This window comes from Klebsiella sp. K5-204, assembly GCF_030128585.1.
Taxonomy (GTDB): Bacteria; Pseudomonadota; Gammaproteobacteria; order Enterobacterales; family Enterobacteriaceae; genus Klebsiella; species Klebsiella quasipneumoniae.
In genome coordinates, this window is the sequence record NZ_JAKUZS010000007.1 from 333,244 (window position 1) to 354,720 (window position 21,477).

Annotated in this window: 17 protein-coding genes; 6 read left to right on the forward strand and 11 right to left on the reverse strand. The window is 58.6% G+C overall.

Annotation, left to right across the window (positions count from 1 at the left end):
* Positions 1 to 3: 3 nt before the first annotated feature.
* Both ltaE and poxB read right to left on the reverse strand, forming a co-directional pair.
* Entirely contained in the window at positions 4 to 1,005 is a 1,002-nt protein-coding gene (ltaE, locus tag MKR05_RS19860) for a low-specificity L-threonine aldolase (RefSeq protein WP_238875055.1), read from the reverse strand.
* Positions 1,006 to 1,043: 38 nt separating this feature from the next.
* Entirely contained in the window at positions 1,044 to 2,762 is a 1,719-nt protein-coding gene (gene poxB / locus MKR05_RS19865; RefSeq protein ID WP_238875052.1) for a ubiquinone-dependent pyruvate dehydrogenase, read from the reverse strand.
* Between the two features lie 151 nt (positions 2,763 to 2,913).
* On the opposite strand from poxB, the gene MKR05_RS19870 reads away from it, so the two are divergent.
* Positions 2,914 to 3,348 (forward strand): DoxX family protein, encoded by a 435-nt coding sequence (locus tag MKR05_RS19870; protein ID WP_032455253.1) that lies wholly within the window; start codon positions 2,914 to 2,916, stop codon positions 3,346 to 3,348.
* An 86-nt stretch (positions 3,349 to 3,434) separates the two neighbouring features.
* On the opposite strand, the gene hcr is transcribed toward MKR05_RS19870, so the two are convergent.
* From hcr to aqpZ, 4 genes are all read right to left on the reverse strand, one after another.
* Positions 3,435 to 4,403: an NADH oxidoreductase gene (gene hcr, locus MKR05_RS19875; RefSeq protein ID WP_238875050.1), complete on the reverse strand. Its 969-nt coding sequence runs from the start codon at positions 4,401 to 4,403 to the stop codon at positions 3,435 to 3,437.
* Positions 4,404 to 4,413: 10 nt separating this feature from the next.
* Complete coding sequence (hcp, locus tag MKR05_RS19880; RefSeq protein ID WP_023289000.1) at positions 4,414 to 6,066, reverse strand: hydroxylamine reductase; 1,653 nt, start codon at positions 6,064 to 6,066, stop codon at positions 4,414 to 4,416.
* 143 nt (positions 6,067 to 6,209) lie between these two features.
* A complete protein-coding gene (locus MKR05_RS19885; protein ID WP_023289001.1) occupies positions 6,210 to 7,109 on the reverse strand; it encodes a lysine exporter LysO family protein in 900 nt (299 codons plus the stop codon).
* Positions 7,110 to 7,224: 115 nt separating this feature from the next.
* Entirely contained in the window at positions 7,225 to 7,920 is a 696-nt protein-coding gene (gene aqpZ / locus MKR05_RS19890; protein WP_004201355.1) for an aquaporin Z, read from the reverse strand.
* Between the two features lie 418 nt (positions 7,921 to 8,338).
* Between aqpZ and MKR05_RS19895 the strand changes: the two genes are divergently transcribed.
* The 3 genes from MKR05_RS19895 to macB all read left to right on the forward strand — a co-directional run bounded on the left by MKR05_RS19895 (position 8,339) and on the right by macB (position 13,196).
* Positions 8,339 to 9,997 carry an ATP-dependent endonuclease gene (locus MKR05_RS19895; RefSeq protein WP_023289003.1) on the forward strand — a complete coding sequence of 553 codons (1,659 nt, stop codon included), beginning with the start codon at positions 8,339 to 8,341 and terminating at the stop codon, positions 9,995 to 9,997.
* 146 nt (positions 9,998 to 10,143) lie between these two features.
* Positions 10,144 to 11,259, forward strand: a complete 1,116-nt coding sequence (gene macA, locus MKR05_RS19900; RefSeq protein ID WP_124074211.1) for a macrolide transporter subunit MacA — start codon at positions 10,144 to 10,146, stop codon at positions 11,257 to 11,259.
* Positions 11,256 to 13,196, forward strand: a complete 1,941-nt coding sequence (gene macB, locus MKR05_RS19905) for a macrolide ABC transporter ATP-binding protein/permease MacB (protein WP_044521907.1) — start codon at positions 11,256 to 11,258, stop codon at positions 13,194 to 13,196. Before macA ends, macB begins: the two co-directional genes overlap by 4 nt.
* A 76-nt stretch (positions 13,197 to 13,272) precedes the next feature.
* On the opposite strand, the gene cspD is transcribed toward macB, so the two are convergent.
* Complete coding sequence (gene cspD, locus MKR05_RS19910) at positions 13,273 to 13,494, reverse strand: cold shock-like protein CspD (RefSeq protein WP_002896516.1); 222 nt, start codon at positions 13,492 to 13,494, stop codon at positions 13,273 to 13,275.
* Positions 13,495 to 13,819: 325 nt separating this feature from the next.
* Between cspD and clpS the strand changes: the two genes are divergently transcribed.
* Both clpS and clpA read left to right on the forward strand, forming a co-directional pair.
* Positions 13,820 to 14,137 (forward strand): ATP-dependent Clp protease adapter ClpS, encoded by a 318-nt coding sequence (clpS, locus tag MKR05_RS19915; RefSeq protein WP_002896520.1) that lies wholly within the window; start codon positions 13,820 to 13,822, stop codon positions 14,135 to 14,137.
* Positions 14,138 to 14,167: 30 nt separating this feature from the next.
* Entirely contained in the window at positions 14,168 to 16,447 is a 2,280-nt protein-coding gene (gene clpA, locus MKR05_RS19920) for an ATP-dependent Clp protease ATP-binding subunit ClpA (RefSeq protein ID WP_032455257.1), read from the forward strand.
* A gap of 122 nt (positions 16,448 to 16,569) precedes the next feature.
* Here the strand turns inward: clpA and infA are convergent, their stop codons facing one another.
* The 4 genes from infA to cydD all read right to left on the reverse strand — a co-directional run bounded on the left by infA (position 16,570) and on the right by cydD (position 21,371).
* Entirely contained in the window at positions 16,570 to 16,788 is a 219-nt protein-coding gene (gene infA, locus MKR05_RS19925; RefSeq protein ID WP_001040187.1) for a translation initiation factor IF-1, read from the reverse strand.
* A gap of 353 nt (positions 16,789 to 17,141) precedes the next feature.
* Entirely contained in the window at positions 17,142 to 17,843 is a 702-nt protein-coding gene (aat, locus tag MKR05_RS19930) for a leucyl/phenylalanyl-tRNA--protein transferase (RefSeq protein ID WP_049014702.1), read from the reverse strand.
* Positions 17,844 to 17,882: 39 nt separating this feature from the next.
* A complete protein-coding gene (gene cydC, locus MKR05_RS19935; protein ID WP_238875048.1) occupies positions 17,883 to 19,604 on the reverse strand; it encodes a heme ABC transporter ATP-binding protein/permease CydC in 1,722 nt (573 codons plus the stop codon).
* Positions 19,605 to 21,371: a heme ABC transporter permease/ATP-binding protein CydD gene (gene cydD, locus MKR05_RS19940; RefSeq protein WP_072421955.1), complete on the reverse strand. Its 1,767-nt coding sequence runs from the start codon at positions 21,369 to 21,371 to the stop codon at positions 19,605 to 19,607.
* Positions 21,372 to 21,477: the final 106 nt, after the last annotated feature.

Here is a 21,477-nt window from a genome sequence, read left to right on the forward strand (position 1 = left end):
TCCTTAGCGTTGTAAAAAAGCCTGCCAGTGGGCGACCACTTCGCTCAACTGCTGACGATTGACATCCAGGTGAGTGACCAGACGGACGATGGGCGAGGCGTTGATCAGCACGCCGCGCGCCTGCATAAACTCGCCGAGCGCCCGGGCCTGTTCATCACCGACGCGAACGAACAGCATGTTGGTATCGTGACGGGTGACGTCGGCGCCGGTGGCGCGCAGCTGATCCGCCATCCACGCGGCGTTATCATGATCCTCCTGCAGGCGCTGCACGTTATTTTTCAGCGCGTACAGCCCGGCGGCGGCCAGAATGCCCGCCTGGCGCATCCCGCCGCCGACCATTTTCCGCCAGCGAACGGCGCGGCGAATGTACGCCTCACTGCCGACCAGCAGCGAGCCAACCGGGGCGCCAAGCCCCTTTGACAGGCAGATGGTGAAGGAGTCGCAGTACTGGGCGATATCGCGCAGCTCACAGCCGTAGGCGACCACGGCGTTAAAGATGCGCGCGCCGTCGACGTGCAGCGTCAGATCGCGCTGGCGGGTAAACGCCCTGGCTTCCTGGAGATAGTCGCGCGGCAGCACCTTACCGTTATGGGTGTTTTCCAGGCTCAGCAGGCGGGTCGGGGCAAAATGGATATCGTCAGGTTTGATTTTCGCTGCGACTTTATCCAGCGGCAGCGAGCCGTCCGCCGCGGCGTCAATCGGCTGCGGCTGAATACTGCCGAGAACCGCCGCCCCGCCGGCTTCGTACAGATAGTTATGCGCCCCCTGGCCGACGATATACTCTTCGCCGCGCTGGCAGTGGCTGAGCAGGCCGACGAGGTTGGCCTGGGTGCCGGTGGGCAGAAACAGCGCCGCCTCTTTGCCGGCCAGGTCGGCGGCGTAGCGCTGAAGTTCATTGACGGTAGGGTCGTCGCCATACACATCGTCCCCGACCGGGGCGGCCATCATGGCTTCCAACATAGCGCGCCCGGGACGGGTAACGGTATCACTGCGCAGATCGATCACGGCTTTTCCTTGTTCTGGTTCAGAGTATTGCTTCTGTTTTACCTGAGCCAGTTGGTTTTCGCCAGTTCGATGACTTCATCGCCGCGCCCGCTGATGATCGCCCGCAGCATATACAGGCTAAAGCCTTTCGCCTGCTCCAGCTTGATCTGCGGCGGGATCGCCAGCTCCTCTTTGGCGACCACGACGTCGACCAGCACCGGACCGTCGGTGCGGAAGGCGGTCTGCAGCGCTTCATCCACCTCGGCGGCTTTCTCAACGCGAATACCTTTAATACCGCAGGCTTCGGCGATGCGGGCGAAGTTGGTTTCGTGCAGCTCCGTGCCGTCGGTGAGATAGCCCCCGGCCTTCATCTCCATCGCCACGAAACCCAGCACGCTGTTGTTAAAGATGATAATTTTCACCGGCAGCTTCATCTGCGCCAGCGACAGAAAATCCCCCATCAGCATGCTAAACCCGCCGTCGCCGCACATGGCCACCACCTGACGCTCCGGCGCGGTGGCTTTGGCGCCAATGGCCTGCGGCATGGCGTTGGCCATGGAGCCGTGGTTGAATGAACCCAGCAGGCGGCGTTTGCCGTTCATCTTGAGATAGCGTGCCGCCCAGACGGTCGGGGTGCCGACATCGCAGGTGAAAATGGCGTCTTCATCGGCAAAATGGCTGATCTGCTGCGCCAGATATTGCGGGTGGATCGCCTTCTCGCTGGGCTTCGCCAGATCGTCGAGTCCTTTTCGCGCGTCGCGATAGTGCTCCAGCGCCTTATCGAGGAAGCGGCGATCGGTTTTCTCTTCCAGCAGCGGCAGCAGCGCCTTTAGCGTTGATTTGATGTCGCCCACCAGCGCCATATCAACCTTACTGTGCGCGCCGATGCTGCCGGGGTTAATGTCGATCTGAATAATTTTGGCGTCGGTCGGATAGAAGGCGCGATAGGGGAACTGGGTGCCGAGCAGGATCAGGGTGTCGGCATTCATCATGGTGTGGAAGCCAGAAGAGAAGCCAATCAGCCCGGTCATGCCCACATCATACGGGTTGTCATACTCCACATGCTCTTTACCGCGCAGCGCATGGACGATGGGGGCTTTAATTTTCGCTGCGAACTCCACCAGCTCCTGGTGGGCGCCGGCGCAGCCGCTACCGCACATGAGCGCGATATTGCTGGAGTAGCGGATAAGCTGCGCCAGCTTGCGCAGCTCCTCGTCGGCCGGGGAGACCGTCGGCAACGGCGCATGATACCAGTGGTTGCTGGCGCTCTCCGGGGCGGCTTTCAGCGCCACGTCGCCGGGCAGAACCACCACCGAAACGCCGCGGTTAATCACCGCCTTACGCATCGCCACCGCCAGCACCTGCGGGATCTGCTCCGGGGTGGAGACCAGCTCGCAGTAGTGGCTGCATTCGCGGAACAGCTCCTGGGGATGGGTCTCCTGGAAATAGCCGCTGCCAATCTCGCTGGAAGGGATGTGGGCGGCAATGGCCAGCACCGGGACATGGTTGCGGTGACAGTCAAACAGACCGTTGATCAGGTGCAGGTTACCCGGTCCGCAGGAACCGGCGCAGACCGCCAGTTCGCCGGTCAGTTGCGCCTCCGCGCCGGCGGCGAAAGCGGCGACCTCTTCGTGCCGGGTGGCCATCCAGTCGATGGTGCCCATGCGGTTCAGGCTATCGCTCAATCCATTGAGGGAATCGCCGGTGACGCCCCAGATACGTTTCACGCCGGCCTGTTCCAGCGTTTTGGCAATGTATGCGGCCACGGTTTGTTTCATGATCTCCATCTCCTTTTTTTGATAACGCCTTCAAGCTTAGATGAAACTGCAGCGTACGTTGCCGATTTCCCTCAATTTTTCGCTGGTTTTATTGCTGAAGTATTGGGCATACTCTGGGGTCTCACAGGGTGTAAAACAGGAAGCACATCAAATGGTTAAAGGATTGTTAAACACAGTAAACAGAACGCTGTCGCATGAAGATGCCGGTAAACTCTTGTTACGACTCGCCGTCGGCGGGTTAATGCTGTTTCACGGTTTGCACAAGCTGCTGGATGGCGTGGACGGCATTAGCGGGATGCTGGTGGCGAAGGGGTTGCCGGGGTTTATCGCCTACGGTGTGCTGGTGGGGGAAGTGGTTGCCCCCTGTTTGTTGATTGTCGGCATCCTGACGCGCCCAGCGGCGCTGGTGTTGGCTTTCACCATGGTAGTGGCGTGGCTGATGGTCGGTCTCGGCAAGACGTTTGCGCTTGATGCGGTGGGCGCGTGGGCGATCGAGAATCTGGTCTATTTTTTTGTTGGCGCGCTGGCGATAGCGCTTTTGGGCGCCGGGCGTTACTCGCTGGCCGGTCAGTCGGTCTGGCGATAGCCATGCGCCGAAAGGCGGAACAACTGCGTACGACGTAAAGCAGAAACAGAGGCCGGATAAGCATAGCGTCATCCGGCCTTTTAAGGTCAGGCCAGAACCAGATCGCCCAGCGGGTGACAGGAGCAGGCCAGCACATAGCCGTCGGCGATTTCGCCGTCGGTCAGCGTCATGGTGCTGGTGACGCTATACTCCCCGGAAACGACTCTGGTTTTGCAGCAGCCGCAGACGCCGGCGCGGCAGGCGACGGTCACCGGCACCTGATTGCTCTCCAGCGCATCGAGCAGGGTGGTGCCCACCGGCGCGTAAAATTCTCGCGCCGGCTGCAGTTTGGTGAATTTCAGCCCGCTGGTGGCGGCCTCCGCCACCGGGGTGAAGAACTTCTCCTTAAAGAAGCGGGTAACACCCAGGGCGGCAACGTCCTGTTCAACTTTCTCCATATACGGCGCTGGCCCGCAGGTCATCACGGTGCGGCTGGCGATATCCGGCACGCTCTGCAGTAGTTCCGGGATCAGACGGCCGGCGACAAAACCGTGCGTCGCGTGGTGCTCCGCCACCAGGGTAACCGGATAGTTGCGCCACTCTTCGGCAAAGATCACATCCTCCGGCGAACGAACGCTATAGATCACCTGCACGTCGGCCTGCGGACGGTACTTCGCCAGCCAGCGGCGCATCGACATGATCGGTGTGACGCCGCAGCCAGCGGCCAGCAGCAGGAACTTATCATCCGCTTTATCCTCGCAGGTGAAATCCCCCATCGCGTCTGACAGCCAGATATAGTCGCCGCGCTTTACGTCGCGGGTGAGCCACTGTGAGCCCGCGCCATCGTCAATACGGCGAACGGTCAACGTAATATATTCGCTGACGCCCGGCGTGGACGAAATAGTGTAAGCGCGCAGGGTCTCTGCCGAATGGCGCACGCTGACCAGGGCGTACTGCCCGGCACGGTACGGATAATAGTCATGGCAGAGCAATGAAACGGTCCACACATCCGGCGTTTCCTGATGGATGTGATGCACCTGCATTCGCCACGGGCATTGTGAGGTTGGCATGGTCATCAGGGACTCCTTACGCGCTCAGCAGCTGCTGCATATCTTGTTCCACGGTGGTCACGGAACGCAGACCAAACTTCTCATTGAGGATAGCCAGCAGATCCGGAGTGAAGAAGCCAGGCGCCGTCGGGCCGGTGACAATGTTTTTCACGCCGAGAGACAGCAGCGTCAGCAGGATGACGATCGCTTTCTGCTCGAACCAGGAAAGCACCAGCGACAGCGGCAGATCGTTGACGCCGCAGCCCAGTTTTTCCGCCAGCGTGACCGCCAGAATAATCGCCGAGTAGGCATCGTTGCACTGCCCGGCATCCACCAGACGCGGCAGGCCTTCGATATCGCCGAAGTCCAGCTTGTTGAAGCGGTATTTACCGCAGGCCAGGGTCAGGATCAGGCAGTCGTCCGGCACGCTGGTGGCGAAATCGGTGAAATAGTTACGTTCCCCGCGGGCGCCATCGCAGCCGCCGACGAGGAAAATGTGACGCAGTTTTTCCCGGCTGACCAGATCGATCAGTGTGTCCGCCGCGCCGAGCAGGGTCTGACGGCCAAAGCCGACGGTGATCAGATGCGGGATTTCGCTGTACGGGAAGCCCGCCATCTGCTGCGCCTGGGCGATAACCGGCGCGAAGTCTTCACCTTCCAGGTGGTTCACGCCCGGCCAGCCGACGATGCTGCGGGTCCAGATACGATCGTCGTAGGCGCCGACGGTGGGGTCGATGATGCAGTTAGAGGTCATGACGATGGGGCCCGGGAAGCGGGCGAACTCCACCTGCTGGTTCTGCCAGCCGCTGCCGTAGTTCCCAATCAGGTGTTTGAATTTACGCAGCTCCGGATAGCCGTGCGCCGGCAGCATTTCCCCGTGGGTATAGACGTTAACGCCGGTGCCTTCGGTCTGCTCCAGCAGGTTATAGAGATCTTTCAGGTCATGGCCGGAGATCAGGATGCACTTGCCCTCGGTCGCTTTAACGTTGACCTGGGTTGGGGTCGGATGACCGTATTTGCTGGTCTCACCGGCGTCCAGAATGCTCATGACTTTGAAGTTCATCTGGCCGATCTCCATTGAGCACTCCAGCAGCGCGTTCATATCGGCAGGCCAGGTACCCAGCCATGCCATGATTTTATGGTACTGGGCGTAGATGTCGTTGTCGTACTGGCCGAGAACGTGCGCGTGTTCCATATAAGCCGCAGCGCCTTTCAGGCCGTACAGGCACAGCAGGCGCAGGCCGAGAATGTTGTCGCCGATGGCCGCTTTGTCTTTATTCGGGGTAAATTCCGCCGCCTGACGCTGCAGGTCGCCCAGATCGTCGCTAGCCAGTTGCAGAGCGGCCATCGGATTGTTAACCGTCGCGTGGGCATCAATGTTCAGGCACTGCGCTTTAAGCGCTTCACGCATGGCGATAGCCTGGCGCGCATAGCCAACGATACGCGGGGAGTCGAAGTTAACGTTAGTCAGCGTAGAGAAAAAAGCGCGCGGCGCAAAGCTATCGACGTCGTGGTCGATAATGCCATATTCGCGGGCCTTGAGCGCCCAGGCGGAGAGGCCTTGCAATGACGCAATCAGCAGATCCTGCAGATCGGAGGTTTCCGCTGTTTTACCGCACATCCCCTGCGCGTAAGAGCAGCCGTTGCCGGCCGGGGTACGAATGGTTTGTTCACATTGCACACAAAACATGGTCACACCTTTAAAGTTATATTTGATATACATGTTTAAGGTTATGCCCGAGCGCGTGAGGAGAAAAGGTATTTCTGATACAACTTAAAGGGAGATTGATTTAGCGCAAAATTGGCGGCAGGAAGTCTGCCGCCAGCGCCTGCTCAGGCGGCAAAAAAGGCGATCAGGATCGGGACCAGCAGGCTCAGCAGAAAACCGTGCACGATGGCGGCAGGGACGATCTCCACGCCGCCGGAACGCTGCAGCACCGGTAAGGTGAAGTCCATGGAGGTGGCGCCGCACAGCCCCAGCGCCGTGGAGCGGCTACGGCGAATCAGGCCCGGAATTAACATGATGGCCAGCAGCTCGCGGCACAGGTCGTTAAAGAAGGCGGCGCTGCCGATCACCGGGCCAAAGGATTCGGTCAGTAAAATACCGGAGAGTGAATACCAGCCGAAGCCGCTGGCCATCGCCAGACCGGTCTTTAGCGGCAAATCCAGAATAAAGGCGTTGAGGATGCCGCCGAGTAATGAACTGGCCGTGACCACCACGGCGACGATCATTCCCCGCCGGTTGAGGACTATTTGTCGCAGACTCATTCCATTATTGCGTAATTGAATACCGACGAGGAACAGGAGAAAGATCAGCGTATATTCGCTGGCTTCGGTGGCGTGTTGTAAAAAAGACAGGCCGGTCAGGCCAAGCAAGAAACCGAGCACCACCACACCGCACAACTGGAGTGATTCCAGGGCCATGGCCAGGCGCGAGGGTAATTTCTCCTGACGATGCAGACTGCGCCAGGGCATTTTTCTTTCCAGCCACAGCAGAGCGGTAATATTACACAGTAAAATGATGACCACGCTCACCGCGGCGTAATGCAATATCGCCAGCAGATTGCTGGCCAGATTGTCGAGAAACGCCAGGCTGATACCCATAAAAAAGAGGATCACATAGACAATCCAGCTCAGCATCCGGTTAATCAGTTTTAACGCGGAGGAGTGACGAAGAGGCAGTAAATAGCCGACGACCAGCGGCAACAGAATGATGAACAGTCCTGAGAACATGAACGATGCAACCCTTGCATGATGAGAATAGCGCTCATGACACTATCCAAATAGCCGGGCCGAGTAAAGCTGTCGCCAGAAAGAAAAAGCCCGGGGACCCGGGCTTTAGAAAAGATTAATCGCGTTTTTCCAGCAGAGTGCGGTACAGCACGCCGCCGAGGATCCCGCCGACGATCGGCATGACCCAGAACAGCCACAGCTGCTGCAGCGCCCAACCGCCCTGGAAAATCGCCACCGCGGTGCTGCGCGCCGGGTTGACCGAGGTGTTGGTGACCGGAATGCTGATCAAATGGATGAGGGTCAGCGCCAGGCCGATAGCGATCGGCGCGAAGCCCGCAGGCGCGTGTTTGTCGGTAGCGCCATGGATAACCAGCAGGAAGCCGCAGGTCAGTACGATTTCAATAACGATAGCCGACAGCATAGAGAAGCCGCCCGGGGAGTGTTCGCCATAGCCGTTGGAGGCAAAACCGCTGGCGGCGGCATCAAAGCCGGCTTTACCGCTGGCCACTACGTACAGCACCGCGGCGGCAATAATTCCGCCGACCACCTGGGCGATAATATAGCCAATGACCTCTTTCGCCGGGAAACGACCGCCGGCCCACAGGCCTAAGGTCACCGCCGGGTTGAAATGACCGCCGGAAATATGGCCAACCGCATACGCCATGGTTAATACGGTTAAACCAAATGCCAGCGCCACGCCGGCAAAACCGATACCCAGCTCGGGAAATGCTGCGGCAAGGACGGCGCTACCGCAGCCGCCAAATACAAGCCAGAAGGTGCCGAAGCATTCGGCTGCTAATTTTCTGAACATAACCACCTCAATTTAAATGTATACGCGCACGAGCGGACCGTGCCGTTCTTTATTTATCGTGATAAGGGACGACGATAAAAATAAAGCGGCGTTATTCTAGAGATAATCGCCATCCCAGAGCCAGTTAAATATATTGATATTATTTGATTTAGGGCAAGGTGAAGGGATTGCGTTTGCCAGTTTAACTATTCCTATATCCATCCAAGATTATCAATAGTGTAGAACATAACGTCTGAAATAAAACTATTTTGTTTGATGAATAATCAACAGCGGTTAATAGGCGGTAAATGTGTAATTTTATGAATATATTTAACCTGCTGAATAGGATGCGCGAGGTGACTAAGCGGAGTGTCATCTTGCCGCCGCCCTCGCTATACTGTTGATTACTGAAGGAGAGTGGTGGTGTAGCGGAGGGGATATGCTTCTTGAGCGCGTAGAAATCGTCGGTTTTCGCGGTATCAATCGTCTGTCGTTGATGCTTGAGCAAAATAACGTCCTGATCGGGGAAAACGCGTGGGGGAAGTCCAGTCTGCTTGATGCGCTGACCCTGCTTTTGTCGCCAGAGTTCGATCTTTATCACTTTGTTCGCGATGACTTTTGGTTCCCCGCGGGCGACATCCAGGGGCGCGAGCACCATTTGCATATTATTCTGACCTTCCGCGAAACGGAGCCGGGACGCCATCGGGTGCGGCGTTTCCGTCCGCTTCAGCGCTGTTGGGTGCCCTGTGATGACGGGTATCACCGGGTGTTCTACCGCCTGGAAGGCGAACTCGCCGATGATGACAGCGTGATGACCCTGCGCAGTTTTATCGATGGCGAAGGCGAAGCGCTGGCGCTGGAGGATATCGATGAGCTGGCCAGACACCTGGTGCGTTTGATGCCGGTGCTGCGCCTGCGCGACGCGCGCTTTATGCGGCGTATTCATAACGGAACGGTACCGCACTCGCCGCAGATAGAGATCACCGCCCGCCAGCTGGATTTTCTGTCCCGCGAACTGGTCAGCCACCCGCAAAATTTATCCGACGGTCAGATCCGCGAGGGGTTGTCGGCCATGGTGCAGCTGCTGGAGCATTATTTTGCCGAGCAAAGCAGCGCCCAGACGCGACATCGCCTGATGCGGCGGCGTTCCCATGATGAACAGCGTAGCTGGCGTTATCTGGATATTATCAACCGGATGATCGACAAGCCCGGCGGGCGCAGCCATCGGGTGATCCTGCTGGGACTGTTCGCCACCCTGCTGCAGGCGAAAGGGACGGTGCGCCTCGATCGCGACGCGCGGCCGCTGCTGTTGATTGAAGATCCCGAGACCCGCCTGCATCCGATCATGCTCTCCGTCGCCTGGCATCTGCTGAATTTGCTGCCGTTGCAGCGGGTGACCACCACCAACTCCGGAGAGCTGCTGTCCCTGACGCCGGTGGAGCAGGTGTGTCGGCTGGTGCGTGAATCGGCGCGGGTGTCGGCATGGCGGCTGGGGCCCGGCGGAATGAATGCCGAAGAGAGTCGGCGCATTGCCTTTCATATCCGCTTCAATCGCGCCTCATCGCTCTTCGCCCGCTGTTGGCTGCTGGTGGAGGGGGAGACGGAAACCTGGGTTATCAACGAACTGGCCCGCCAGTGCGGCCATCATTTTGATGCTGAAGGGGTGAAAGTCATTGAATTCGCCCAGTCGGGCCTGAAGCCGTTGATCAAATTCGCCCGCCGGATGGGGATCCAGTGGCACGTGCTGGTGGACGGCGATGAGGCAGGGAAAAAATATGCCGCGACCGTACGCGGCCTGCTGAATAACGATCGCGAACTGGAGCGCGACCATCTGACCACTCTGCCGGCGCTGGATATGGAACACTTTATGTATCGTCAGGGATTTGATGACGTTTACCACCGGGTGGCGCAGATCCCGGATAATGTGCCCATGAATATGCGGCGGGTGATCACCAAGGCCATTCATCGTTCATCCAAGCCGGACCTGGCGATTGAGGTGGCAATGGAAGCCGGCCGCCGTGGGGTGGACGCAGTGCCGACGCTGCTGAAAAAAATGTTCTCGCGGGTACTGTGGCTGGCCCGCGGTCGCGCCGATTAATCTCTTCGCCGTCGGGGGGCTCGGCGGCGCAAAGCTCTCCGGCAGCTAAACAAAACGTCATTGGCGCGAAAAATGGATGTTCTGTTGCCAACGGGTTTCGATAGAATCACCGCCTGGATCGGCAGGGAAACAGCAGGAATCGGAATATGAAAGTGAAGGGAAAACGCAGGACCGTCTGGTGGCTGTTGGCGATCGTGGTGCTGGGTCTGGCTGTCTGGGGATGGCGGATCCTCAACGCGCCGCTGCCGCACTACCAGACACTGGTGGTGCGCAAAGGCGACCTCCAGCAGAGCGTGCTGGCTACCGGCAAGCTGGATGCCTTGCGAAAAGTTGACGTCGGCGCCCAGGTCAGCGGACAGCTGAAGACGCTGCACGTGAATATCGGCGATAAGGTCAAAAAGGACCAACTGCTGGGGGTTATCGATCCTGAGCAGGCGCAAAACCAGATCAAAGAGGTGGAAGCGACGTTGATGGAACTGCGCGCCCAGCTCAATCAGGCGCGCGCGGAGAGTAAGCTGGCGCAGGTGACCCTGGCCCGTCAGCAGCAGCTGGCGCAGCGCCAGCTGGTCTCGCGACAGGACCTCGATACCGCGACCACCGACCTGGCGGTGAAACAGGCGCAAATCGGCACCATTGAAGCGCAAATTAAGCGCAACCAGGCGACGCTCGACACGGCGAAGACCAACCTCGACTACACGCGGATCCTGGCGCCGATGGCTGGCGAAGTGACGCAAATTACTACCCTGCAGGGACAGACGGTGATCGCTGCCCAGCAGGCGCCGAACATTCTGACCCTGGCGGACCTCAGCACCATGCTGGTTAAAGCGCAGGTCTCCGAAGCGGATGTCATCCATCTCAGACCGGGGCAAAAAGCGTGGTTTACCGTGCTGGGCGACCCGTTAACCCGCTATGAAGGCAAGCTGAAGGACATTCTGCCGACGCCGGAAAAAGTCAACGACGCCATCTTCTATTATGCCCGCTTCGAGGTCCCGAACCCGCAGGGGATCCTGCGCCTCGACATGACCGCGCAGGTGCATATTCAACTGGCCGAGGTGAAGAACGTGATCACCATCCCGCTGAGCGCCCTGGGCGATGCGGTCGGTGATAACCGCTACCACGTCCGGCTGTTGCGTACCGGCGAGGTCAAAGAGCGTGAAATTGTCATTGGCGCGCGCAATGATACCGACGTCGCGGTGGTGCAGGGACTTGAAGAGGGGGATGAGGTGATCGTCGGCGAGAGCGCGAGCGGGGCGGCAAAATGACGGCCCTGCTCGAGCTGCGTGATATTCGTCGCAGCTATCCTTCCGGCGACGGCAGCGTTGAGGTCCTCAAGGGGATCACCCTCAGTATCCATGCCGGGGAGATGGTGGCGATCGTGGGCGCCTCCGGCTCGGGTAAATCAACGCTGATGAACATCCTTGGCTGCCTTGATAAACCCACCAGCGGCACCTATCGGGTGGCGGGAACCGATATTGCGCAGCTGGATGGTGATGCGCTGGCCCGTCTGCGGCGGGAACACTTTGGTTTTATCTTTCAACGCTATCACCTGCTGTCGCATCTGACCGCCGCGCAGAACGTCGAAGTGCCGGCGGTGTATGCCGGCAGTGAACGGCGGGCGCGCCTGGCGCGCGCTCATGAGCTGCTGGCGCGCCTGGGGCTTGGCGATCGCGCCGACTATCAGCCGTCGCAGCTGTCCGGCGGCCAACAGCAGCGGGTCAGTATCGCCCGCGCCCTGATGAACGGTGGGGAAGTGATCCTCGCCGATGAGCCGACCGGCGCGCTGGACAGCCATTCCGGCGAAGAGGTGATGGCGATCCTGCACCAGCTGAAAGCGCAGGGGCACACGGTCATCATTGTCACTCACGATCCGCAGGTCGCCGCTCAGGCGGAGCGGATCGTCGAGATCCGCGATGGCGAAATCGTCCGCAACCCCTCCGCCAGCCGCCAGGGCGGTGGGCTGCGCGCCCGTCAGCAGGAGGAGCCCTCGGCGTGGCGTCAGTTCACCAGCGGCTTTCGCGAGGCGCTGGTCATGGCCTGGCGGGCGATGGCGGCGAATAAAATGCGCACCCTGCTGACCATGCTCGGCATTATTATTGGGATTGCCTCGGTGGTGTCGATCGTCGTGGTGGGCGATGCCGCCAAACAGATGGTGCTGGCAGATATTCGCGCGATAGGCACCAATACCATTGACGTCTACCCTGGCAAGGATTTTGGCGATGACGACCCGCGCTATCAGCAGGCGCTGAAGTATGACGACTTGCTGGCGATCCAGAAACAGCCGTGGGTGCGTTCCGCTACGCCGGCGGTGTCAAAAAGCCTGCGTCTGCGCGCCAACAATATTGACGTAGCCGCCAGCGCGGAAGGGGTGGGGCCGCAATACTTTAATGTTTACGGCATGACCTTTAGCGAGGGCAATACCTTTAATGAGCTGCAGCTCAACAGCCGGGCGCAGGTGGTGGTGCTCGACAGCAATACCCGTCGCCAGCTGTTTCCCAATAAAGCGAAAGTGGTGGGCGAGGTGATTCTGGTGGGCAATATGCCGGCCACGGTGATTGGCGTTGCGGATGAAAAGCAGTCGATGTTCGGCAGCAGTAAAATTCTCCGCGTCTGGTTGCCCTACACCACCATGGCGGGAAGGGTGATGGGCCAGTCGTGGCTGAACTCGATCACCGTCCGCGTTCATGAAGGCTATGACAGCGACACCGCTGAAAAGCAGCTGCTGCGTTTGCTGGAGCTGCGGCATGGTAAAAAAGATGTATTCACCTGGAATATGGACAGCATCTTGAAAACCGCCGAAAGGACCACACATACCTTACAGCTGTTCCTGACATTGGTGGCGGTGATCGCCCTGGTGGTCGGCGGGATTGGCGTGATGAATATTATGCTGGTGTCGGTGACCGAACGGACGCGTGAGATAGGCATCCGCATGGCGGTTGGCGCCCGGGCCAGCGATGTGCTGCAGCAGTTTCTCATCGAAGCGGTGCTGGTTTGCCTGGTCGGCGGCGCGCTGGGGGTGACATTGTCGCTGATGATTGCGTTTATTCTGCAGCTGTTTCTCCCCGGCTGGGAGATCGGTTTTTCGCCGCTGGCGCTGGTGACAGCGTTTCTCTGTTCGACGTTAACCGGGGTGCTGTTTGGGTGGCTGCCGGCGCGCAATGCGGCGCGGCTCGATCCTGTGGATGCCCTGGCGCGGGAGTAGTCGGGATGAGAAATAAAAATGCCAGTCAGAAGGACTGGCATTTTATTAGCAGGATGTACACAATGAAGCAAAAGAGTTATGCAGCCGTTTCCGCTTCCACAGGGACGATCACGCTGGCGTGGTTGCCTTTTGGCCCCTGGTGAACATCAAACCGAACGGCTTGTCCGGCTTTTAGCGTTCTGTAACCATCCATCTGGATGGTGGAGTAATGGGCGAAAATGTCTTCGCCGCCGCCCTCAGGGCAGATAAAACCGAACCCTTTGGCATTGTTGAACCACTTAACAGTACCCATTTCCATACTTCGACATCCTTCGTAAATCTTTATTAGTAAGATGGAATGAACCGGTGGTGGAGTGACGAGTTGTTCAATTGCTCGCCAACTCTCGCCACTACAATTTAGAGAAATACGAAAACGCGTCAAGCGATTGAGGAGGGGGAGCGGCGAAAAATGCGTCAAAATTTGAAGCAGTTAACGCTATTGCCGGGGAATGTGACAGCCGTCGCGGATAGAAGCGATAGATGATAGTTATCTATGATCTGTTGTAGATTTGTGATGAGCATAACCTCTGGTCATCGACAGGCCTCCGCCTGTTGGCAACAGCAACCGATGATGAACACTGACGATGAGTAAGAGAGATTGGCTGGACTTCGAGCACCTGGTTGACGACGAAGTTCGTGATGCGATTAAACCGCCATCTATGTATAAAGTGATATTGGTCAATGATGACTACACTCCAATGGAGTTTGTTATTGACGTGTTACAAAAATTCTTTTCTTATGATGTTGAACGTGCAACGCAACTGATGCTCACGGTTCACTATGAAGGTAAGGCGATTTGTGGCGTGTTTACCGCGGAAGTGGCGGAGACCAAAGTCGCTATGGTGAATCAGTACGCGAGGGAGAACGAGCATCCATTGCTGTGTACGCTGGAAAAAGCCTGAATACAGGCATGAAAATTGGGGGAGGTGCCTATGCTCAATCAAGAACTGGAACTCAGTTTAAATATGGCTTTCGCCAGAGCGCGCGAGCACCGTCATGAGTTTATGACCGTCGAGCACTTGCTGCTGGCTCTGCTAAGCAACCCCTCGGCCCGTGAGGCCCTGGAAGCGTGTTCAGTGGACCTGGTGGCATTGCGTCAGGAACTTGAAGCCTTCATCGAACAAACCACACCCGTCCTGCCAGCCACGGAAGAAGAGCGCGACACCCAGCCGACGCTGAGCTTCCAGCGTGTGCTGCAGCGCGCCGTCTTCCACGTGCAATCTTCTGGCCGCAGCGAAGTGACCGGCGCCAACGTGCTGGTGGCGATTTTCAGCGAGCAGGAGTCGCAGGCCGCCTACCTGCTGCGTAAACATGAAGTGAGCCGACTCGATGTGGTGAACTTCATTTCTCATGGTACACGCAAAGACGAGCCGAGCCAGTCTTCCGATAACAGCGGAAGCCAGCCTGGCAATGAAGAGCAAGCCGGCGGGGAGGAACGTATGGAAAACTTCACCACCAACCTCAATCAGCTTGCTCGCGTCGGCGGCATTGATCCCCTGATCGGCCGTGAAAAAGAGCTGGAACGCGCCATTCAGGTTCTGTGCCGTCGGCGTAAAAATAACCCGCTGCTGGTGGGGGAATCCGGCGTCGGTAAAACCGCCATCGCCGAAGGCCTTGCCTGGCGTATTGTGCAGGGCGATGTGCCGGAAGTCATGGCTGACTGCACCATCTACTCGCTCGATATTGGTTCTCTGCTGGCCGGGACGAAATACCGTGGCGATTTTGAAAAACGCTTTAAAGCGTTGCTCAAACAGCTGGAGCAGGATACCAACAGCATCCTGTTCATTGATGAGATCCACACCATCATCGGTGCGGGGGCGGCGTCTGGCGGTCAGGTCGATGCGGCTAACCTGATCAAACCGCTGCTTTCCAGCGGCAAGATCCGGGTGATTGGCTCAACCACTTACCAGGAATTCAGCAACATCTTTGAGAAAGATCGTGCGCTGGCCCGCCGTTTCCAGAAAATTGATATTACCGAACCGTCGGTGGAAGAGACCGTCCAGATTATCAACGGCCTGAAGCCGAAGTACGAAGCGCACCACGATGTGCGTTATACCGCCAAGGCGGTGCGTGCCGCGGTTGAGCTGGCGGTGAAATACATTAACGATCGTCATCTGCCGGATAAGGCGATTGACGTGATTGACGAGGCAGGGGCGCGGGCGCGCTTAATGCCGGTCAGCAAGCGTAAGAAAACGGTTAATGTGGCGGATATCGAGTCAGTGGTGGCGCGCATTGCGCGGATCCCTGAGAAGAGCGTCTCCCGCAGCGATCGCGACACGCTGAAAAACCTTGGCGATCGACTGAAAATGCTGGTCTTTGGTCAGGATAAGGCCATCGAGGCGCTAACGGAAGCCATCAAAATGGCGCGCGCCGGGCTGGGCCATGAGCACAAGCCGGTGGGTTCATTCCTGTTCGCCGGGCCGACCGGGGTGGGGAAAACCGAAGTGACCGTGCAGCTGGCGAAGGCGCTGGGTATCGAGCTGCTGCGTTTTGATATGTCCGAATATATGGAACGTCATACCGTCAGCCGTTTAATCGGGGCGCCTCCGGGCTACGTCGGCTTCGACCAGGGCGGGCTGCTGACCGATGCGGTGATTAAACATCCGCACGCGGTGCTGCTGCTCGATGAGATCGAAAAAGCGCATCCGGACGTGTTCAACCTGCTGCTGCAGGTGATGGATAACGGAACGCTGACCGATAACAACGGACGTAAAGCGGACTTCCGCAACGTGGTGCTGGTGATGACCACCAACGCCGGGGTGCGGGAAACCGAGCGTAAATCGATTGGCCTTATCCAGCAGGACAACAGTCCGGATGCAATGGATGAGATCAAGAAGATCTTTACGCCGGAGTTCCGTAACCGTCTCGACAACATTATCTGGTTCGATCACCTCTCCACCACGGTGATCCATCAGGTTGTCGACAAGTTTATCGTCGAGCTGCAGGTTCAGCTGGATCAGAAAGGCGTCTCCCTGGAAGTCAGCCAGGAAGCGCGCGACTGGCTGGCGGAAAAAGGCTACGACCGGGCGATGGGAGCACGTCCGATGGGACGCGTCATTCAGGACAACCTGAAAAAACCGCTGGCGAACGAGCTGCTGTTTGGCTCGCTGGTCGACGGGGGGCAGGTGACGGTCTCTCTGGACAGCGTGAAAAATACGCTGACTTACGATTTCCAGAGCGCGCCGAAGCACAAACCGGAAGCCGCCCACTAAGGCGATATCTTGCATGTAAAAACCGGCCATTGGCCGGTTTTTTTTTGCTGGCTGGCGGGAGAAATGAAAAGACCGGGAATTATCCCGGCCTTCAGCATCTGACGCCTTAGTGGCGAAAACAATCAGCGACTACGGAAGACAATGCGGCCTTTGCTCAGGTCGTACGGGGTCAGCTCAACAGTCACTTTGTCGCCCGTCAGAATGCGGATGTAGTTTTTACGCATTTTACCGGAGATATGCGCGGTTACCACGTGACCGTTTTCCAGTTCTACGCGGAACATAGTGTTAGGCAACGTTTCAAGTACGGTGCCCTGCATTTCAATATTGTCTTCTTTGGCCATCTAGTCCTCTGGGGTATCACTACCGTAGTTTTGAACCGGCAAGATAATGCCGAAGTTCATCATGTAAGTAAAGTTTTACGTGTCTACCCTGAATCATTCACCTTACCGCAAGGCGCGCAGTCAGCACGCCGGCAATGGAAATATGACGGGTATGAATCGCCGAAGTAGTTTTGGCGCATTGCCCGGGACACACACGGCCATGCCGCGTGACAGGCGCAAACGTAAAGGGGAGTGACAGAACGATGGGCGTTATCTGACTCTTATTATTCCCAAACGGCGGCGGGGCAACAGGCAGAAGCTACTCTACCGCGCAATTATACCATCCTGACGCAAAATGTGCTGAAAACATTTTATTATCCGCCCGGAAATAGCACCCGTGGTACCCAAAATCGCTCGGGTAGACGGTAGCCGCGTAATACCGAGAGATAGTCCAGATAATCGCGGCGGGGAATATCCACTGCGCCTAATGACGCGGTGTGGTTGTTCAGCACCTGACAGTCAATTAATTTACCGCCGCTCTGCGCAAAGTCCTGGCAAAATACCAGCAGCGCGGTTTTAGAGGCATTTTCCGCCCGGCTGAACATCGACTCGCCGCAAAACAATGCCCCCTGCGCCACGCCGTACATTCCCCCCACCAGGGTATTCTCCTGCCAGACTTCAATGGAGTGGGCATGGCCCAGCTCATGCAGCTGGTGATAGGCGCGAACGATGCTGCTGGTTATCCAGGTGCCTTCGTCACGATCGCTGGCGCAGCCCTCAATCACCGCGCCAAAGGCATGATTGAGCGTGACGCGGTAGGGGGAGCGCTGATGAAAGCGCTTCATGCTGCGGCTGAGATGGAACTGTTCCGGCCAAAGCACTGCCCGGGGATCGGGCGACCACCAGAGGATCGGGTCGCCGGGGGAAAACCAGGGAAAAATACCACGCTGATAGGCCATCAGCAGACGCGCGGGGCTTAGATCGCCGCCGAGCGCCAGCAGGCCGTTAGGTTCACGCAGGGCGCCTTCCGGAGAAGGGAAGGCGATAGAATGCCGGGAGAGCTGAACCAGACGCATTTTAACCTCAATACGCATCAGCAAAAATTAGATAATAGCCTACAGACGCTGTTTAAACTGGAAGTACCGGCCCTGTTTAGCGAGCAGCTCCGCGTGACTACCTTGCTCAATTATCTGGCCGTTGTCCATGACTATTATCTGATTAAAACGCGCCAGGCCTCGCAGGCGGTGGGTGACCATCAGCACGGTTTTCTCGCGCATGACTTCCGCCAGCAGATGCAGGATCTGGCTTTCGGTGGCGGCATCCAGACCTTCTGTCGGTTCATCCAGCAGCATCAGCGGCGCATCGTGGAGCAGCGCGCGGGCGATGGCCAGCCGGCGCAGTTCGCCGCCGGAAAGCTGGCGTCCGCCTTCGCCCAGCCAGCCGTTGAGTCCGCCATCTTCCAGCAGTTTTTCCAGGCCTACCTTCTCAAGGGTGGCGCAGAGCAGAGTGTCATCAGCCTCAGGCGCCGCCAGCCGCAGGTTGTCGCGCAGGGTGGCGCTGAACAGATGCACGCGCTGCGGCACCACGCTCATTGACTGCCGCAGGGTGGCTTCGCTCAGCCCGGACAGCGGCTGGTCGTTGAGCAATATCTCTCCCTGCGCCGGATCCCATGCGCGGGTGAGCAACTGCAAAAGCGTCGACTTTCCGCAGCCGGTTCGGCCAAGAATAGCGATATGTTCCCCGGCGGCAATCTGCAGGGAGATGTTCTCCAGGGCGAGGGAGGGCTGCTGCGGGTAGCGGAAGGTGACCTGCCTGAAGGTTAAGGCCACCTGCGCAGGCCTGCTGGCCTCGCCCTCAACGAAGGAGACTTCCGGCTGCTGGTCAGTGATCTGCGAGATCCGCAGCGCGGAGGCGATCACCTGACCTAAATGCTGGAAAGCGCCGGTGACGGGCGCCAGGGCTTCGAAAGCCGCCAGGGCGCAGAAGACGAACAGGGCGATCAGCGCCCCGGGCTGACTGTTGCCGCCGACGCCGTCTGAGGCCAGCCAGAGCATGGCCACCACGGCGATTCCGCCGATTAACAGCATTAGCGCCTGTGAAAGCGCGGTCAGCTCGGCCTGGCGACGCTGCGCGTCCTGCCAGCTGAGCTCGGTTTTTTCCATTTGCACGCGATAGCGGTCGCTGGCGTTAAACACCATCAGCTCCGCCTGGCCCTGCAGCCAGGCGGTAAGCTGTTGCCGATACTGGCCGCGCAGTTGGGTCATACTCTCTCCGGCCGGTTTACCGGCGCGATAGAACAGCGGCGGCATAACCAGCAGGGTCACCAGCATGATGCCGCCGAGCGTCAGCGCGAGGGTAACGTCGAGCAGGCTTAATCCGCAGGTCACCACCACAATCACCACCAGCGCGCCGACCAGCGGCGAAATGACCCGCAGGTAGAGATGATCCAGGGTGTCGACGTCGGCGACTACGCGGTTGAGCAGTTCACCCTGGCGAAAGCGCGCCAGCCCCGCCGGAGAGAGGGGGAGCAGTTTGCTGAAGGTGAAGACGCGCAGGTGCTGCAGCACGCGGAAGGTGGCATCGTGGCTGACCAGACGCTCGAAATAGCGTCCGGCGGTACGGATAATCGCTGCGCCGCGTACGCCCGCGGCGGGCAGCATATAGTTAAAACTGTAGATCCCGGCGACGCCCACCACCGCAGAGGCGGAGAGAAACCAGCCGGAGAGCGTCAGCAGGCCGATACTGGCCAGCAGGGTCACAATAGCCAGTACGATGCCGAGCAGCAGCATCCATTTGTGGCGTTTATACAGTGCCAGATAGGGTAAGAGCGCGCGCATTTAAATCTCCTCCTGACGATGGGCCAACAGCGCCGAGAAGACCCCGCCGGCGCGGGCCAGCGTGGCGTAGTCGCCTTGTTCGATAATCTGTCCGTCCTGCATCACCCAGACGGCATCCCAGTCCGCCAGTCCCTCAAGCTGATGGGTAACCAGCAGCGTGGTTTGCTGGGTGGAGGCGTGGGTCAATGCCTGCATGACCCGTTGTTCGCTATGGGCGTCGAGGCTGGCGGCGGGTTCATCCAGCAGCAGCAGGCGGCACGGCACCAACAGCGCGCGGGCGACCGCGATACGCTGCGCCTGGCCGACCGACAGACGGCCCGCCTGATCGCCCACGGCGGTATGGATCCCATCCGGCAGCAGAGCGATAAACTCGCTCACCCAGGCCTTGTCCAGCGCCAGCCGAAGCTGGGCATCGCTGGCTTCCGGCCACGCCAGCAGCACATTTTCCCGCAGCGTGGCGGCAGGAAGCTGGGGATTCTGCCCCACCCAGCTTAACAGGGGACGCCAGCGATCGGCGTCCAGCTCGCGCAGCTCCACGCCGTTGACCTTCAGCGAACCTTCATAGGGCAAAAAGCCGAGCAGGGTGTTCAGCAGGGAACTTTTCCCTGAGCCGCTCTGCCCCACCAGCACCACCCGCGCGCCTGCAGGCAGTGAAAAATTCAGCGGCCCGGCGAGGACTTTCCCGTCGGGAGATTTAATCAGCAGATCGCGCGCTTCCACGCCAATCAGATCGTTATCATTTAAGGTTTTTTCGCCACGCTCCACCTGGGTCAGCGGGGTTTCCATAAACGTTTTCAGACTGTCCGCAGCGCCGACGGCCTGGGCTTTGGCATGGTAGAAAGTGCCCAGGTCGCGTAATGGCTGGAAAAACTCCGGGGCGAGGATCAGCGTCAGGAAACCCGCCATCAGCGTGACGCCTGCGCCATAGTGGCCGAAGTTAAGCTCGCCCAGGTATGAGAAGCCGAAATAAACCGCTACCAGCGCAATGGAGAGCGAGGTGAAAAACTCCAGTACTCCGGAGGAGAGGAACGCCAGGCGCAGGACTTCCATGGTGCGTTGGCGAAAGTCCTGCGAGGCGTCGCGAATATTATCCGTTTCGGCCTGACCACGGTGAAAAATACGCAAGGTTTCCATGCCGCGCAGACGGTCGAGGAAGTGGCCGCTGAGGCGGGCCAGCGCCTGGAAGTTACGCCGGTTGGCATCGGCGGCGCCCATCCCAACCAGGGCCATAAACAGGGGGATCAGCGGCGCGGTGCCGAGGAGGATCAGCGCGGCGGCCCAGTTGATCGGGAAAATAGTGATAACGATCAGCAGCGGCACGCAGGCCGCCAGCGTCATCTGCGGCAGGTAGCGGGCATAATAGTCATGCATATCGTCGATCTGCTCGAGGATAAGCGTCGCCCAACTGCCGGCCGGTTTACCCTGGATCCACGCCGGGCCCGCCTGCTGGAGACGGTCGAGCACCTGGCGGCGAATTTCATAGCGAATATGCTGTCCGGCCTGAAAGCCGACCCGTTCACGCAGCCAGACCACCCAGGCGCGCAGCACAAAGGTCAGCACCAGCAGGGTCAGCGGCAGCAGCAGGGCGGTCGCAGGAATATTCTCCATCACCATCCGGTGCAGGATCCGCGCCAGGAACCAGGCCTGCGCCACGATCAGCAGACCGCTCGCCACGCCGAGGAGGCGGGAAATCATCAACCAGCGACGGGAGATAATGCTTTGCTGTTTTAACCAGCGGGTTAACTCTTGTTGACGGGTTTTATTCATTGCGCGCTTAGCAGGTGTCGTTATGGGAATATTGGGCACGGCAATGTTACATCGCGGCAAAAATAAAGGCGACTTTTCGTCGCCTTCTTTACCTTTGTTACTGACT

Bases quoted from the DNA above. Each gene is read 5' to 3' on its own strand.
- MKR05_RS19870 (WP_032455253.1), top strand. From the start codon at position 2,914: ATGGTTAAAGGATTGTTAAACACAGTAAACAGAACGCTGTCGCATGAA.
- hcp (WP_023289000.1), bottom strand. From the start codon at position 6,066: ATGTTTTGTGTGCAATGTGAACAAACCATTCGTACCCCGGCCGGCAAC.
- poxB (WP_238875052.1), bottom strand. From the start codon at position 2,762: ATGAAACAAACCGTGGCCGCATACATTGCCAAAACGCTGGAACAGGCC.
- macA (WP_124074211.1), top strand. From the start codon at position 10,144: ATGAAAGTGAAGGGAAAACGCAGGACCGTCTGGTGGCTGTTGGCGATC.
- infA (WP_001040187.1), bottom strand. From the start codon at position 16,788: ATGGCCAAAGAAGACAATATTGAAATGCAGGGCACCGTACTTGAAACG.
- aqpZ (WP_004201355.1), bottom strand. From the start codon at position 7,920: ATGTTCAGAAAATTAGCAGCCGAATGCTTCGGCACCTTCTGGCTTGTA.
- hcr (WP_238875050.1), bottom strand. From the start codon at position 4,403: ATGACCATGCCAACCTCACAATGCCCGTGGCGAATGCAGGTGCATCAC.
- cydD (WP_072421955.1), bottom strand. From the start codon at position 21,371: ATGAATAAAACCCGTCAACAAGAGTTAACCCGCTGGTTAAAACAGCAA.
- macB (WP_044521907.1), top strand. From the start codon at position 11,256: ATGACGGCCCTGCTCGAGCTGCGTGATATTCGTCGCAGCTATCCTTCC.
- MKR05_RS19895 (WP_023289003.1), top strand. From the start codon at position 8,339: ATGCTTCTTGAGCGCGTAGAAATCGTCGGTTTTCGCGGTATCAATCGT.
- clpS (WP_002896520.1), top strand. From the start codon at position 13,820: ATGAGTAAGAGAGATTGGCTGGACTTCGAGCACCTGGTTGACGACGAA.
- clpA (WP_032455257.1), top strand. From the start codon at position 14,168: ATGCTCAATCAAGAACTGGAACTCAGTTTAAATATGGCTTTCGCCAGA.
- MKR05_RS19885 (WP_023289001.1), bottom strand. From the start codon at position 7,109: ATGTTCTCAGGACTGTTCATCATTCTGTTGCCGCTGGTCGTCGGCTAT.
- cydC (WP_238875048.1), bottom strand. From the start codon at position 19,604: ATGCGCGCGCTCTTACCCTATCTGGCACTGTATAAACGCCACAAATGG.
- aat (WP_049014702.1), bottom strand. From the start codon at position 17,843: ATGCGTCTGGTTCAGCTCTCCCGGCATTCTATCGCCTTCCCTTCTCCG.
- cspD (WP_002896516.1), bottom strand. From the start codon at position 13,494: ATGGAAATGGGTACTGTTAAGTGGTTCAACAATGCCAAAGGGTTCGGT.